Origin of the sequence: Lederbergia panacisoli, from assembly GCF_024626525.1 — a bacterium.
Classification (GTDB): domain Bacteria; phylum Bacillota; class Bacilli; order Bacillales; family Bacillaceae_C; genus Lederbergia; species Lederbergia panacisoli.
The window spans coordinates 396,807-413,019 of record NZ_JANJGU010000001.1 but is presented as its reverse complement, the minus strand read 5'-3'; the positions used below and the strand labels follow the sequence as shown (position 1 = coordinate 413,019).

Genomic DNA, 16,213 nt, shown 5'->3' with positions numbered 1-16,213 from the left:
AGGGGCTAAGACTTGCGATAAAGGAAACACAGCGAGGAACGAGCTAGTGAAATTGGCACTTCAAATTTCACCTGATGTTGACTACGCAAGCGAAAAGGGCAAGAAGTTTGCTAGTCGATAGGCGCTGGAGCTAGATTATGAAAAGATATTTGACATTTTGACTAATATCAGCTATTTTTTGTATATGATTAAATGAATAAGCTGTTGCAACGAAAGAAAGAAGTAGCTAATAGTAATCCTTAGTTTAGCGAATCCGGGATAGTGGGAGCCGGGTTATGGACATTAGTGAAGGCATTCTGGAGCAACTTTATTGAAAGATGGTCGTTTTTACGGCAAATAGGGTGGAACCGCGGGTTAACTCTCGTCCCTATGCTTTATGATAAGCATAGGGACGAGAGTTTTTTATTTTAGCTAGTTTGTTGTTTTGGCAAAGGCCAAAGTGTCGGCTTTCAGGCCTAATAAGGAAGTTATTATGCTAATAGCCTTTATTTTTTAATTAGAAAGGAAGATAAATGTGAATATTCAGGAAATGATTTTAGCTTTGCAAAAGCATTGGTCTGACTACGGTTGTATATTAATGCAGGCATATGATGTTGAAAAGGGAGCAGGTACAATGAGCCCGTATACTTTTTTAAGAGCAATTGGGCCAGAACCATGGAATGTAGCCTATGTCGAGCCATCTAGACGGCCAGCTGATGGGCGCTACGGTGAAAATCCAAATCGCTTATATCAACATCACCAATTTCAAGTGATCATGAAGCCTTCGCCGGACAATATTCAAGAATTGTATTTAGATTCGTTAAAGGCTCTTGGCATTAATCCTTTAGAACACGATATTCGTTTCGTTGAAGATAACTGGGAAAATCCATCGCTTGGTTGTGCAGGTCTTGGCTGGGAAGTTTGGCTGGATGGCATGGAAGTGACACAATTTACATATTTTCAACAAGTTGGGGGTCTTGAGTGTAAACCCGTCTCTGTTGAATTGACTTATGGAATTGAAAGACTGGCTTCTTATATACAGGAAAAAGAAAATGTGTTTGATTTGGAATGGACAAATGGATTTACGGTAAGGGATATCTTTTATCAGCCTGAATATGAACATTCCAAGTACGCATTTGAAACCTCTAATCAAGATATGTTATTTAATCTGTTTCATACATATGAAACAGAAGCTAAGAAACAAATGGAGTCAGGACTTGTTCACCCTGCCTATGATTATATCTTAAAATGCTCACACGTATTTAATCTTTTAGATGCAAAAGGAGCGATATCGGTAACTGAGCGTACAGCTTATATTGGGAGAATGCGGAGTATGGCTAGGCAAGTAGCTAAAACATTTTACGAAGAACGGGAAAAGCTAGGCTTCCCTATATTAAATCATTCAAAAGAGGAGGAGGCCGCAGGAAATGAGTAAACGAGATTTATTATTAGAAATCGGCATAGAAGAGATGCCAGCACGATTTATTAATAAGGCAATTCGTGAATTAGGACAAAAAATAGAAGATTGGTTTCGGGAAAATAAGATTGCTTTTCATGAAGTCAACTTATTTTCCACCCCAAGAAGATTGGCAGTATTAGTGAAAGAAGTAGCAGAATTTCAAAATGATACTGAAGAAGAGATAAAGGGACCAGCCAAAAAGATACTTTTTGATAAGGAAGGCAATTGGTCAAAAGCTGCAATTGGATTTACAAAATCAAATGGGCTATCAGTAGATGATCTTTATTTTAAAGAAATTAAAGGTGTGGAATATGCACACGCAAATAAATTCATAAAAGGTGAAGAAACAATCAATTTGCTGCCACAGCTTGGTAACTTAATTGCTTCATTGCATTTTCCTAATAGCATGCGCTGGGGCAGCCAAAATGTACGATTTGTGCGCCCGATTAGATGGCTTATTGCATTATTTGGAAATGAAACTGTTTCAATTGAAATTGCTGGTGTAAAAGCAAGCAATATTACACATGGCCATCGATTCCTAGGTGAAGTAATCCCGCTTATAGCCCCAGTTGATTACGAAAGAGTGTTGCTAGGTCAATACGTGCTCGCTGATTATGAAGAAAGAAAAGAAGCAATCGTGGAGCAGATTAAAAGACTGGAGGAAGAACAAAATTGGGGCATCCCTGTAGATGAGGATCTTTTGGAAGAAGTAACAAACCTAGTTGAATACCCAACAGTCTTTTTTGGAGCATTTAATCAAGAGTTTTTAAATCTTCCAGAAGAAGTGTTAATTACATCTATGAAATCTCATCAACGTTATTTTCCAGTTAAGAATAAAAACGGTGACTTACTTCCATATTTTGTTGCAGTAAGGAATGGAGATCATCGTCACATTGAAACTGTTGCTAAAGGGAATGAAAAAGTCCTAAGGGCCAGGCTATCCGATGCAGATTTCTTTTACCAAGAAGATCAGAAAGTTCCGATAGAACAAAATTTAATAAAATTAGAGTCGATTATTTATCATGAGAAAATTGGGACATTGGCTGAAAAAGTGAATAGAATTCGCAAAATTACGGGTGAAATTGGCGGAATATTGTCCTTGACCGATCAGGAATTGAAAGTGGCAGACCGTGCAGCAGAAATTTGTAAATTTGATCTCGTTAGTAATATGGTTAATGAATTTCCTGAATTACAGGGAGTAATGGGAGAGAAATACGCCCTTTTGCAAGGAGAATTTCCTGGTGTTGCAAAAGCAATATACGAACATTATAAGCCAAGACATGCTGAAGATAGCGTACCTTCAACAACAATTGGCTCGATTGTCAGCATGGCTGATAAATTAGACTCTATCGTCTCATCATTTGCTATTGGATTAATCCCAACTGGTTCTCAGGATCCTTATGCACTTAGAAGGCAAGCAGCAGGGGTCATTCAAATTTTATTTGAAAAGGAATGGAGCATATCGTTAAGTGATTTATTGAAAACGGTGATTGTCATTGAAAAAGGCAATGATAATGATGAGCTATATCAGCAGCTGAAGGCCTTCTTCAAGCTTAGAATTCAACACTTACTAGAAGAAAAAGGGATTCGCTATGACCTTATTGAGGCAGTGCTTGCAGGTGAATTTAATAGTGTGAAAGAAATTGTTGATCGCGCTGAAACATTACATGCAAGTAAAGAGCAAGTGGCTTTTAAAGGGATTATTGAATCGCTTTCCCGAGTATTAAATATAGCCGCAAAAGCTGAATTAGGCATCGAAATTAATCCAGAGTTATTTGAAAATGAATATGAAGAAAAATTATATGAGCAGTGGAAACAATTAGAAGCTATTTTTGAATCAAAAATAGCAAGCAAAGATCTTTTTGAAGCAATATCTGAACTTGAACCAGCCATCTCTGCTTATTTTGATCATACGATGGTGATGGCTGACCAAGAAGAAATAAAACAAAATCGCCTTGCACAAATGCGAAAACTAGCTGAGCTTATTGGAAATTATGCTTCCGTGAATGTGATTGTTGTGAAATAATTTTAAAGGGACTTGCGCTTAATAAACGCAAGTCCGGTTATATATTGGTGGTGAGTACAATCGAATTGAGTAATAGACAAAAGAAAATATTGCAAATTGTCAAAACTTCCGGTCCTATTACCGGTGAAGGCATTGCTGAAAAGCTGTGTTTGACGCGTGCTACACTTAGACCCGATTTGGCTATATTAACAATGACTGGCTTCCTAGATGCAAGACCTAGGGTTGGTTATTTTTACACAGGAAAAACGAGTAACCATTTGCTTGCCGAAAAGCTGAAAAAAATGCAAATCGATGGCTTTGTATCAACGCCAGTTGTCATTAATGAAAATATGTCAGTTTATGATGCAATTGTCACTGTTTTTTCGGAAGATGTTGGAACACTCTTTGTTACTGACGCCAATACTAATCTTGTAGGAGTATTATCAAGAAAAGATTTACTAAGGGCAAGTATCGGGCAACAGAAGCTAACAACACTTCCTGTTAATATCATCATGACACGAATGCCGAATATAACGATGTGTCAAAAAGATGATTTACTTATAGATGTAGCTAAAAAGTTAATAAGCTCGCAAATAGATGCCATTCCCGTCGTAAATAAAACGGCAAGTGGATACGAAGTAATCGGGAGATTTACGAAGACAAATATAACAAGAGTTCTTGTTGAACTTGCCGAGAAAGATGTATAACTTTTAGAAAGGAAATCGTGATGGCACAACCTATTATTTATGTTGTATCTGATTCCGTTGGGGAGACCGCCGAACTTGTAACGAAAGCAGCCATTAGTCAATTTAATGGATCTAATGCCATAATAAAACGTATTCCATATGTAGAAGAGCGGAGCCATATTGACGAAATCATATCGTTAGCGAAGAAAGATAACGGGATGATTGTCTACACGTTAGTTAAGCCGGAAATTAGGGGATATATGAAAACGATGACGGAGTTGCAAAAAGTAAACGGCATTGACATCATGGGTCCCCTTATGGATATGTTTGAAAAGACATTTGAAAATGCACCTCTTAATGAACCAGGATTAGTAAGAAAATTAGATGAGGATTATTTTAAGAGGGTTGAAGCAATAGAATTTGCGGTTAAATACGATGATGGCCGGGATCCAAGAGGTCTATTAAGGGCTGATATTATTTTGGTTGGTGTTTCTCGCACCTCGAAGACCCCTTTATCCCAATATCTTGCCTTAAAAAGCTATAAAGTTGCGAATGTACCAGTAGTTCCGGAAATCGATCCACCTGAAGAATTATATAAGGTAGATCCTAAACGATGCATCGGACTAAAAATTAGCCCTGAAAAATTAAATCATATTAGAAGGGAAAGATTAATATCTCTTGGTTTAGATGACACAGCAAGCTACGCCAATATTGAAAGAATTAAACGTGAAATTGAATATTTTGATAAGATTTCCAGCCGATTAAAATGTACAGTTATTGACGTAACGAATAAGGCAGTAGAGGAAACAGCAAATATTATTATTAATTACATGCAGAAGAAAAGATAAGGGCACAACTTTTGTTGTGTTTTTCCTATTTATTAATGGCAAAAAGCCTAAAGATAAGCTATAATAAAAAATTGTGTGTGAAAATATAAAAAAAGGTTTAGACTTGGTATTTCAGGAATAAACTAATTATTGTGTTCAACATATAAATTGATAACGAGAAAAAACGACATGATTCCTTAAAGACTTTTCAAAGTAAGAAGGAATCACAGGAGTGATGTAGAATTATTAATAATAACCGCAGAACTTCCATGATATATGTAGATGCGGATGCATGTCCTGTTAAATCCGATATCGGATTAATTTCGAAAGAATTCATGATTCACGTGCGTTACATCGCTTCTTATGACCACATACGAAAAAGCGTGGAGGAAAGCGGTGAATGGATCTTTGTTGATCCAGGAAAGGATTCTGCAGATCTCTATATCCTAAATAAAATTAGACAAGGCGATATACTCATAACACAAGATATCGGTCTTGCTAGTCTCGCCTTAGCTAAAGGTGTTTATGCACTTTCCGCTAGGGGAACGGAATATGAGGAAGAATCCATTCAGACTGCGCTAGACTTTCGTTATCTTGCCGCCAAGGAAAGGGAACGCGGAAATTATGGTAAAGGGCCGAAACCATTTACTATACAGGATCGCCAAAACTTTCAAAAAAGTTTGCGCAGATTATTGTCGAAAATTGAAGGAGTTTAAGAATTGATGTCGAATAAGATATAAGTTAGATTATAAAAATGGGGATGTTTTTTTTGGCAATAAGAATTCCTGAGGAGAAAATCAATGAAATCAGGCAATCAATTGATATCGTTGAAGTCGTAAGTGACTACGTCCAATTAAAAAAACAAGGACGGAATTACTTTGGTCTCTGCCCCTTTCATGGAGAGAACACACCGTCGTTTTCTGTATCTGCTGAAAAACAAATCTTTCATTGTTTCGGATGCGGTGCTGGGGGAAATGTTTTTACCTTTATTACGGAAATTGAAGGAGTTTCTTTTCAGGAAGCAGCTGAGAAAATTGCAAAAAGAGGTAATATTGCACTTGATATCGAAATTAATAATGACAAAACTGAACAACGTATTCCAAAAGAACACTCCTTGATAATAGAAGCCCATGAAATACTCGCTAAATTTTATCATCACCTACTTTTAAATACGAATGAAGGTGCGCTAGCTCTTGATTATTTATTAAAAAGGGGATTCACTACTGAAAGTATTCAAAAGTTTAAAGTAGGTTATTCTTTACCTGAATGGGATGTTGCCGTTAAATTTTTGGAAAACCGCGGCTTCTCACATGATTTAATGGAAAAAGCTGGATTATTGAGTGTGCGCGAAAAAGACGGTTCTTATTTTGACCGTTTTCGAGATAGATTAATGTTTCCACTTCATGATTCAAAAGGCAGAATTGTAGCATTTTCTGCTCGTGCGTTGACGGAAGAGAATCAACCGAAGTATTTAAATACTCCTGAAACAATTCTTTTTAATAAAAGTTCAATATTATATAACTACTACGACGCTAGAAGTCATATTCGGAAACAAGGAAATGTCATATTATTTGAAGGATTTGCTGATGTTATTTCAGCCGATTCCGCTAATGTGAAAAATAGTGTTGCCGTCATGGGTACTGCTTTAACAGAAAAACATGTTCAGTTATTGAATAGGTTGACCAGTTCAGTCACTCTTTGCTTCGATTCAGATTCAGCAGGTGTTGAAGCAGCGTACCGATCTGGTTTAATGCTTAAGAGTCATAAGCTCGATATAAACGTTGCTATAATGCCAGATGAACTTGATCCTGATGACTACATTCGTAAATACGGCCCTGAGAAATTCCGTGAACATGTAATAGGGAATGCGCAAACTTGGATGGCATTTAAACTTCTTTATTTTCGTAAAGGGAAAAACCTTCAAAATGAAGGAGAAAAGCTAAGGTTTATCGAAGAAGCATTAAAAGAAATAAGTGGGCTTTCAAATGCAGTCGAACGTGACTTATATTTACGACAGCTGTCGGAAGAATTTTCTTTGTCACTTGAAGCTCTTGTTGAGCAGCAAACACTGCTGGATGCAAATAGAGTAAAAAGACAACAGAGTAAAACCGATCAAAGAAACATACCTCAACAACCGCCTAAGAAGATTACCCGTAATCTTTTAACAGCTCCAGTGGCAGCAGAGAGACAATTAATAGCCAGAATGCTTCGTGAAGAAGATCTCGCATATCGAGTAATTGAGATGTTAGGTGATACCACCTTCCATATAGATGAGCATCAAGCAATATTAACATATTTATTTGGGTATTATGAAGAAGGCAACAAACCTGATCCAAGCCTGTTTTTAAATTATTTGCCTGATAAAAAACTTCGGACCATTGTTTCTGAAATTGAAATGTTGGCAATGAACCATGAATATAGTGAAAAAGAAGTAAGAGATTACGTTAGTCATGTGTTGAAACAGCCTAAGTTGTTAATGATAAAGGAAAAGCAAGCTGAACAAAAGGCAGCAGAACGAAAAAATGATTTCGCAAAAGCTTTTGAAATTGCTAAAGAAATAATTGAACTGCGCAGATCCCTGTAATAACAAATATTTACTAAAGATCAATGTATGTGTGCAAATGTCGGAAGGAGGAGGACGCATGGCTGAAAAATCAGCACGGTCCAATGATACAGAACTTGAACTAACCCTAGATCAGTCTAAAGATCAATTAATTGAACAAGGAAAAAAACGCGGTACCTTAACATATGAAAGAATTGCAGGAAAGTTATCTCATTTTGACTTGGATTCTCATCAAATGGATGAGTTTTATGAGCAATTAACTGATCAGGGAATCGAACTACTTGAAGAAGCAGATGAAGATGGTGATGATCCAACTCCAAATCCATCTCAAAAAGAGAGTGAAGAAGAATTCGATTTAAATGATTTAAGCGTACCTCCAGGTGTGAAAATAAATGATCCTGTTCGTATGTATTTAAAAGAGATTGGGCGAGTGGATCTATTATCGGCAGAAGAAGAAATTGAACTGGCAAAGCGGATTGAAAAAGGTGACGAAGAAGCCAAAAAGAGGCTTGCTGAGGCGAATCTAAGGCTTGTTGTCAGCATCGCAAAACGATATGTTGGTCGAGGAATGTTATTTTTAGACTTAATTCAAGAAGGAAATATGGGGTTAATTAAAGCCGTTGAAAAATTTGACTATGATAAAGGCTTTAAATTTAGCACATATGCGACTTGGTGGATACGTCAGGCTATTACACGCGCTATAGCAGATCAAGCCCGTACTATTCGGATTCCTGTTCATATGGTAGAGACGATAAACAAATTAATTAGGGTTCAACGTCAATTGCTTCAAGATTTAGGTCGTGAACCATCACCAGAGGAAATAGCGGAAGAAATGGATTTAACTCCGGAAAAAGTCCGCGAAATATTAAAAATTGCGCAAGAACCTGTATCATTGGAAACGCCAATCGGGGAAGAAGATGATTCCCATTTAGGCGATTTCATTGAAGATCAAGAAGCCACTTCACCATCCGAGCATGCAGCATATGAGCTGTTAAAAGAACAGCTTGAAGATGTGCTCGATACATTGACGGACAGAGAAGAAAATGTACTTCGACTTCGCTTTGGACTAGATGATGGACGTACTCGCACCCTTGAAGAGGTAGGCAAAGTTTTCGGTGTGACAAGAGAAAGAATTAGGCAAATTGAAGCAAAAGCCTTAAGAAAACTCAGGCATCCAAGTAGAAGCAAGCGACTAAAAGACTTTTTAGAATAAGACATTACAACTTCAAAAATGTAGAAAGCATAACGGTTTACTTCTGTTTTTGGAAGTAAACTTTTTTCTTATATTTTTCATCCCTACATAAAATAGAAAGTGTGTTGACTATGAATGATAAAAGGAAAAAAATCATATTAAATGAAATTTCTTTTTGGAAACAAAACAAAATGCTGCCTGAACATTATTGTAATTATTTAATTGCTCTATACACAGAAGGTGAGGAACAATTACAAGCAAAAGTTGAGAAAAGAAACATTCATTTTAAAATGGAAACCTTTTTCAGTTTGCTATTTTTAGTAATCATTGGAACAATGATTGTAATTACATATATTACAGATGTTTCGTTCGGAATGCAAACGCTTTTTTTGGCAATTTTCATATTTATCTTGGTTATTTCTTATTTTATTTTTCAGAGAAAAGGGAAAAATTGCCTGCTTATTTTTATAACTGGCGCATTTTTATTACTACTTTTTACGATTCAAATCAATGATGCTTATTTTTCCTCAAGCAAAAAAAGTCTGCATATTCTACTGTTAGTAAATTGTTTATTGTGGCTTTTAGGAGGAATTTGGCGGAAACAGCTTTTTTTTATTATCGCAGGCACGATTGCACTAGGTACTTTGGTAATATTTATCTATATGTAGGGAATCGTTCTTAATTCTTTTTGCTAAGAATATGTTAAGGTTAGGAATTCTTACCTCAGAATGTATCATGGAGGTGGCTTAGCAAATGAATTTTGATTTATCACAAGAACAGATGATGATCAAAAAAACGATTCGTGAATTTGCACAAGAAGAAGTTGCTCCCGGTGCTGTCGAGCGGGATCGGGACAAAAAGTTTCCACTAGATATCTTTAATCAACTTGCTAACTTAGGAGTAATGGGCTTGCCTTTTCCTGAGCAATATGGAGGGGCGGGTGCAGATACGATAAGCTTCGCGATTGTTACGGAAGAACTAAGCAGGGCATGTGGATCAACTGGAATTACATATTCCGCTCATATTTCCCTTGGGGCTGCTCCAATATATTTGTTTGGAAATGATACACAAAGGATTAAATATTTAATTCCTCTTTGTACGGGAAAATCATTAGGAGCTTTTGGTCTGACCGAACCAAATGCAGGATCAGATGCAGGTGGAACAAATACTTCAGCTTATAAGAAAAAGAATGAATATATCATTAATGGTAATAAATGTTTCATTACGAATGCAAGTTTTGCAAAATTTCTTGCCTTAACAGCAGTAACAGGAAAGAAAAAGGAAAAAAAGGAAATCAGCGCCATTATAGTCCCGACAGATGCAAAAGGATTTACGATCGTCAATCAATATGAAAAAATGGGCCTTAATGCATCAAATACTACTGAACTTATATTAGAAGATGTTGAAGTTCCTCAAGAGAACTTGCTTGGGAAAGAAGGAGAGGGCTTTAAACAGTTCTTACAAACACTGGATGGTGGTAGAATTGGAATAGGCGCCATGGCCGTTGGGATCGCTCAAGCGGCTTTTGAAAAAGCACTTGCATATTCCAAAGAAAGAAAGCAGTTTGGAAAACAACTGGCCAAGTTTCAAATAACACAATTCAAAATCGCCGATATGGCAATGAAAATTGAACTAGCAAGAAATATGGTATATAAAGCAGCTTGGCTTAAAGACCAGGGTAAACCATTTTCTAAAGAAGCATCCATGTGTAAATTATATGCATCGGAAATTTGTATGGAAATCACAAGTCAAGCTATTCAAATTCTCGGTGGATATGGATATATGAGAGAATATGAAGTAGAACGAATGATGAGAGATGCAAAGCTTCTAGAAATTGGTGAAGGTACATCCGAGATACAAAGAATGGTTATTGCACGAGAAGTAGGTTGCATATAAGCAAATGTTTGTCTAAAATTCGAAAAAAGAATGAAACTTAAGCGCTAAGGCTTTCCCTTCTGACTTATTTCGAGTAAAATATAGATGTTTGTTGCATAATTGATATTATACGTAGCTCATACATAAGGAGGGTAAGTCATGAAACGTAATCCGATCGTTCCATATATTTTAATTATGGTTATGGGACTTGTTCTCGTCTTTTTCCTTGGAATTAAGGGACTTGGGGACGCAAAAGAAATCGCAAAAGAAGCTGAAGGCGGAGAAGAAGTAGCTGTAGAATTTGATGCTGAGGCAGCTAGCAAAACATGTATTTCATGTCATGGTGAAAACCTTGAAGGAGCAGGAGGAGCACCTGCACTACGTGGAGCAGGCCTAACGAAAGAACATATTGCAGATGTATTGCAAAATGGTCAAGGTACAATGCCAGCAGGATTAGTTCCAGCAGAAAATATTGATGAAATGGCAGAATGGGTAGCGAATTTAAAGTAATGATATGTTACTTATACTAAATTAGGCATTAATAAAAAGAGTTCTTTGCAATTTGCAAAGAACTCTTTTATCGTAATATAAGAGGTGAAATCGTAATGAATATAGAAAAGCTATCAAAAAGGTTGGAAACAGTAACTTCTTTCATACATAAAGGAATGAGAATTGCCGATATCGGCTCCGATCATGCGTACTTACCGTGCTATTCTATAAACAAAGGAATTGCCTCCTTCGCAATAGCAGGTGAGGTGGTAGAAGGACCATATCAATCTGCTTTACATCAAGTTGCTTCATCAGGTTTAACTGATAGAATTCATGTAAGAAAGGGAGATGGCCTTGAGGTCATCGATCCAAATGAAGTTGACTGCATTATTATAGCGGGTATGGGCGGAACGTTAATATCCGATATTTTAGAAAGAGGCAAAGAAAAGCTTGAAGGTGTGAAGAGATTAATTCTTCAACCTAATATTGGTACCGAAAATGTCCGTAAATGGCTATACGATCATGAGTGGCAGCTTGTGGATGAACAATTGGTTGAAGAAGATGGGAAATTTTATGAGGTGTTGGTAGCGGATGTTGGGGATCCGGCTATTCCTTATAAAGAACTCAAAAAGGAATTACTACTAGGACCATTTTTATTACGGAATAAAAACGAAGCTTTTTTTAAAAAATGGAAGATGGAATTGAATCAGTGGAAAAGAATTTTGAATGAGCTCGATAAAGCAGAGGACAAGGATAAAACAAATGCTAGAAGGGCTGAAATAACTGAAAAAATAGAGATTGTAAAGGAGGTACTGGAATGAAAAAAATAAATGGATATGAATTGATCCAATTATTTGAGGAATTCGCTCCAAAGGAATATGCAATGGAAGGTGATCCGATTGGGCTGCAAATCGGAACTTTAAATAAAACCATTCATAACGTAATGATAGCACTTGATGTATTGGAAGATGTAGTACAAGAAGCGATTGAAAAAAAAGTTGATTTGATAATTGCTCATCACCCACTTATTTATCGTCCATTAAAAAATATAAAGACGGATAATGCCAGTGGGAAAATAATTGAAATGCTTATTAAACACGATATTACGGTTTATGCAGCCCATACAAATCTAGATGTTGCCGAGGACGGCGTTAATGACATGCTTGCAAAAGCATTGGGTCTTAAAAATACATCGGTATTAGTACCAACATATCATGAGACATTGAAAAAGCTTGCAGTATATGTACCAAAGAAAAATGAATCTGAGCTTCTTACTGCATTAGGCGATGCCGGAGCGGGAGCAATCGGGGCATATAGTCATTGTTCTTTTTCTTCAGAAGGGACCGGTAGATTTTTACCAGGAGAAAACACGAATCCTTACATTGGAGAAAAGGGAAAATTGGAAAACGTTCATGAAGTGAAAATAGAAACTATTTTTCCTGCAAATAAGGAGAAAAAGATTGTTTCATCCATGCTAAAAGCACATCCATATGAAGAACCCGCTTATGATATCTTTGAATTAACACTAAAAGGAAAAGTATATGGTTTAGGAAGAATCGGGGAATTAGAAAATCCAATGGATCTGAAGGAATTTGCCGCATTTGTGAAAGAAGCGCTCGACTCACCAGGTGTGCGAGTAGTGGGCAGCCTCAATAATAAAATCAAAAGGGTAGCTGTCCTTGGGGGCGACGGTAATAAATACTATTCTAGCGCGAAATTCAGTGGTGCCGACGTATATGTGACAGGGGATATGTATTATCATACTGCTCACGATGCAATGAATATCGGGCTCAATATCGTCGATCCAGGGCATAATGTCGAAAAAATCATGAAAAAGGGCACCGTCGAAATTCTTAAGAAGCTAAGTGAAAAACGACATTTTGAGGTAAGTATTTTTCCCTCTGAAGTAGATACAAACCCATTTACTTTTTTATAAAAGAAAAAGGAGCATTTCGCTCCTTCTTGTTATTTTATGTGGTTATTTCACAGCTAGTTTTGGATTTCTAACCTTAGGTAAAATTTTGCTTAGTGGGACATTGTTTTCTCTTACCCAAGTGGATTCATCAAACGGATTAAATTGTTCAATAAATGCAATTACTTCTCTTACGATTGGAGTTGGTGTTGAAGCGCCTGCAGTAACTGCTACCGTTTCTGCATGTCTTATCCAATCAATATCAATTTCTGTGACATCGCCGATACGGTACGCTTTAGTACCGGCAATTTCCTGCGAAACTTGAGCAAGGCGATTAGAGTTATTACTCATAGGGTCACCTACAACTATGAGTACATCCGCTTCACCTGCTTGTTCTGCCACAGCTTCTTGGCGAACTTGAGTAGCAAGGCAAATCTCTTTATGTTTTTCAGCATGAGGATATTTTTCCTTCACTCTATCCATGATTGCCTGAACATCCCATTGGCTCATCGTCGTTTGATTTGTTACAATAATCTTGTCGTTATTAACTTGCAATTCCTCAACATCATCCAAAGTTTCAACTAGATGGACAATGTTAGGAGCAACTCCAACTGCACCTTCTGGCTCGGGATGTCCTTTCTTGCCGATGTAAATAACATCATAGCCTTCTTTTTCTTTTTCTCTTATTAGATCATGGGTTCTCGTTACATCTGGACAAGTTGCATCAAGAGTGACAAGCCCTTTTTTCTTAGCTAGTTCACGAACCTCAGGAGATACTCCATGTGCTGTAAAAATAACTGTTCCACTTTTTACCTTTTCCAATATCTCTTTTCGATTCGGGCCATCTAATGTAATAATGCCATCTTCTTCAAAGGCATCTGTAACATGTTTATTATGAACTATCATGCCCAATATATATATCGGGCGCGGCAATGTTTTATCTAAAGCAGCATTGCGGGCAATAACCATTGCGTCAACTACTCCGTAACAATAACCTCTTGGTGATATTTTAATAAGTTTCATCTATAATCCTCCTAATTAGAGGCAACTGCCTTCATCTATTGAACTTACAACCTTATTATATAGGACATCTGTAAAAAAGCCAATGAATGGAGGATTTAACCAAGATTACGGAATATATAATTTTGGAACAGATTCACCTTTTTTTCTAGTTGTTACAGACCCATTTACACTTTTCTTTTGTTCATCAACTACTTTTGATGCATTTATGGTTGTTTTTTTCGCTGATTGATTTTTAGTTTTTACCGATTCAGTTTTTGTTTCCTCAGACTTTGCTTTAGAATCATCGTCTGAATCTCCAGCTGGTAAATCTTTAAATCCTTTATAGAGACGCCACATAGCTGGTAGATTCCTAACCATAGGACCGTATTGTTGTACTAATGGACCAATTTGCCTAGCTGTATTTAGAACATTTTGTGTATTACTTAAAAAGTTATTGATTGTTCCGGGATTGGTTAAGCCTTGAAGCATTGAAGTTTGGCCGACTCCACGAGAAAACATGTTTGCTGCTTGTGGGGCTCTTGCGGCTATTGATCCAGCGCCTTGCCTTTGAAAAAGTCTTGCCAACATATTTCCTCCTCCTGCATTAGGACCAAACTGCTGTGCCCCTCCGGCTGCTCTGCCAAAAGCACGTGCTCCCATTGAAGGACCTCCGAACATAGGCGGCATGCCTCCTGGCATTCGATTACCGAACATAATTAATCTCACTCCCTTCCTCTATTGATATATTATGCAGGAAAAAAGTAAAAGTTTGGTTATTAGCCGTTATTGATGTGGATTTAACAGGCTTTTATCACTATTAGCTTACTTAAATTGTGCATGCACTCTTTATAGTTTATAATTGTTCGGAGGGATTTCCCTTAATGAAGGAGTTGAAGTAATGAATAAGAATAATTTTACTCAATATAATTTTAAATCATTTATAAATAATGCCATTGAAGAACTAAGATTTAGTGAACCGACGGAAATACAGAAAAAAATCATTCCTTTAGTTTTAAAAGGTGAAAATGCAATTGGCCAATCCCAGACAGGTACTGGAAAAACCCATTCCTATTTATTTCCGTTACTTGAATCAATCAACCCGAATATTCAACAAGTACAGGCTGTAATTACAGCTCCTACTCGTGAACTAGCCAACCAGATATATCAAGAAATATTAAAGATAGTAAAGCATGATGAAGAAAACAAAATATCAGCTAAGTGTTATATTGGGGGAACAGACAAGCAAAGAGATATAGATAAGTTGAAACAACAACCACATGTCGTCGTTGGCACCCCAGGGAGAATAAACGATCTAATTAATGAGCAAGCCTTGTTTGTCCATACTGCTTCACTATTAGTTGTGGATGAAGCGGATTTAATGCTTGATATGGGGTTTTTACATGATGTAGATCAAATTGCAGGGAAAATGCCCAAGAATTTGCAAATGCTCGTCTTTTCTGCAACAATTCCCGAGAAATTAAAACCTTTCCTTAAAAAATATATGGAAAACCCTGTATTTGAACAAGTACAACCACAACAACGCTCAGCAGAAAACATAGAACATATATTGGTACCTTTAAAAAGTAGGGTGAAAATAGATTTATTAACTAATATTTTGAATTCTTATAACCCGTATTTGGCGATCGTATTTACGAATACGAAACAAATGGCTGACCAAGTGACTGATCAACTACTTGAACGTGGTCTAAAGGTAGGAAGACTACACGGAGATATTAGTCCTCGCGAACGTAAAAAAGTAATGAAGCAGATTAGAAATTTAGATTTCCAATATATTGTTGCCACTGATCTTGCAGCAAGAGGGATTGATATTGAAGGAGTCAGTCATATCATTAATTATGAGCTGCCTCGCGACCTTGACTTTTATATTCACCGAACTGGACGGACAGCGAGAGCCGGTAATAAGGGACTAGCTGTTACCATTTATGAGCCATCGGATGAAGATGCATTAATACGATTAGACAAAATGGGTATTGAGTTTTCCTATTTGGATCTTCAACATGGCAACTGGGTTGAAACAACTGAACGTAATCGTAGGAAAAATCGGACTAAAACAGCGACCGATGAAGAAGTGAAAGCAAGGCAACTAGTAAGAAAGCCTCAAAAGGTAAAACCTGGTTATAAAAAGAAGATGGAAGTTCAAAGAGAACAAATTAAAAGACGGGAAAGAAAAATGAAAAACAGAAAAAAATAAGAGAAGTGGAGA

15 protein-coding genes are annotated in these 16,213 nt (G+C 36.9%); 13 read left to right on the top strand and 2 right to left on the bottom strand.

Annotated elements, in window-relative coordinates; genetic code table 11:
* Positions 1–514: 514 nt before the first annotated feature.
* The 12 genes from glyQ (at position 515) to NQ185_RS01975 (ending at position 13,011) form a co-directional block, all read left to right on the top strand.
* The gene (gene glyQ / locus NQ185_RS02030; protein ID WP_257579844.1) at positions 515–1,414 is read left to right on the top strand and encodes a glycine--tRNA ligase subunit alpha; all 900 of its coding nucleotides are present in this window, start codon (positions 515–517) and stop codon (positions 1,412–1,414) included.
* Entirely contained in the window at positions 1,407–3,464 is a 2,058-nt protein-coding gene (glyS, locus tag NQ185_RS02025; RefSeq protein ID WP_257579843.1) for a glycine--tRNA ligase subunit beta, read from the top strand. The genes glyQ and glyS overlap by 8 nt, the downstream gene beginning before the upstream one ends.
* A gap of 50 nt (positions 3,465–3,514) precedes the next feature.
* Complete coding sequence (ccpN, locus tag NQ185_RS02020) at positions 3,515–4,150, top strand: transcriptional regulator CcpN (protein WP_257580047.1); 636 nt, start codon at positions 3,515–3,517, stop codon at positions 4,148–4,150.
* Positions 4,151–4,170: 20 nt separating this feature from the next.
* Positions 4,171–4,977, top strand: a complete 807-nt coding sequence (locus NQ185_RS02015) for a pyruvate, water dikinase regulatory protein (RefSeq protein WP_257579842.1) — start codon at positions 4,171–4,173, stop codon at positions 4,975–4,977.
* 248 nt (positions 4,978–5,225) lie between these two features.
* Positions 5,226–5,672: a YaiI/YqxD family protein gene (locus tag NQ185_RS02010; protein WP_257579841.1), complete on the top strand. Its 447-nt coding sequence runs from the start codon at positions 5,226–5,228 to the stop codon at positions 5,670–5,672.
* A gap of 53 nt (positions 5,673–5,725) precedes the next feature.
* Positions 5,726–7,540 (top strand): DNA primase, encoded by a 1,815-nt coding sequence (dnaG, locus tag NQ185_RS02005; protein WP_257579840.1) that lies wholly within the window; start codon positions 5,726–5,728, stop codon positions 7,538–7,540.
* A gap of 58 nt (positions 7,541–7,598) precedes the next feature.
* Positions 7,599–8,732, top strand: coding sequence for an RNA polymerase sigma factor RpoD (rpoD, locus tag NQ185_RS02000; protein WP_257579839.1), 1,134 nt, complete (start codon positions 7,599–7,601; stop codon positions 8,730–8,732).
* Between the two features lie 110 nt (positions 8,733–8,842).
* The gene (locus NQ185_RS01995) at positions 8,843–9,379 is read left to right on the top strand and encodes a hypothetical protein (protein ID WP_257579838.1); all 537 of its coding nucleotides are present in this window, start codon (positions 8,843–8,845) and stop codon (positions 9,377–9,379) included.
* An 85-nt stretch (positions 9,380–9,464) separates the two neighbouring features.
* Positions 9,465–10,607 carry an acyl-CoA dehydrogenase family protein gene (locus NQ185_RS01990; RefSeq protein ID WP_257579837.1) on the top strand — a complete coding sequence of 381 codons (1,143 nt, stop codon included), beginning with the start codon at positions 9,465–9,467 and terminating at the stop codon, positions 10,605–10,607.
* Positions 10,608–10,745: 138 nt separating this feature from the next.
* On the top strand, positions 10,746–11,096 hold the full coding sequence (cccA, locus tag NQ185_RS01985; protein WP_257579836.1) for a cytochrome c550: 351 nt from the start codon (positions 10,746–10,748) through the stop codon (positions 11,094–11,096).
* Between the two features lie 95 nt (positions 11,097–11,191).
* Complete coding sequence (locus tag NQ185_RS01980; RefSeq protein ID WP_257579835.1) at positions 11,192–11,896, top strand: tRNA (adenine(22)-N(1))-methyltransferase; 705 nt, start codon at positions 11,192–11,194, stop codon at positions 11,894–11,896.
* A complete protein-coding gene (locus tag NQ185_RS01975) occupies positions 11,893–13,011 on the top strand; it encodes a Nif3-like dinuclear metal center hexameric protein (RefSeq protein WP_257579834.1) in 1,119 nt (372 codons plus the stop codon). The genes NQ185_RS01980 and NQ185_RS01975 overlap by 4 nt, the downstream gene beginning before the upstream one ends.
* A 42-nt stretch (positions 13,012–13,053) precedes the next feature.
* Here NQ185_RS01975 and NQ185_RS01970 read toward each other — a convergent pair whose 3' ends face one another.
* Both NQ185_RS01970 and vrrA read right to left on the bottom strand, forming a co-directional pair.
* The gene (locus tag NQ185_RS01970) at positions 13,054–14,010 is read right to left on the bottom strand and encodes a 4-hydroxy-3-methylbut-2-enyl diphosphate reductase (protein ID WP_257579833.1); all 957 of its coding nucleotides are present in this window, start codon (positions 14,008–14,010) and stop codon (positions 13,054–13,056) included.
* A 105-nt stretch (positions 14,011–14,115) separates the two neighbouring features.
* Positions 14,116–14,703 carry a VrrA/YqfQ family protein gene (vrrA, locus tag NQ185_RS01965; protein ID WP_257579832.1) on the bottom strand — a complete coding sequence of 196 codons (588 nt, stop codon included), beginning with the start codon at positions 14,701–14,703 and terminating at the stop codon, positions 14,116–14,118.
* Positions 14,704–14,887: 184 nt separating this feature from the next.
* Between vrrA and NQ185_RS01960 the strand changes: the two genes are divergently transcribed.
* Positions 14,888–16,201: a DEAD/DEAH box helicase gene (locus NQ185_RS01960; RefSeq protein ID WP_257579831.1), complete on the top strand. Its 1,314-nt coding sequence runs from the start codon at positions 14,888–14,890 to the stop codon at positions 16,199–16,201.
* Positions 16,202–16,213 lie beyond the last annotated feature (12 nt).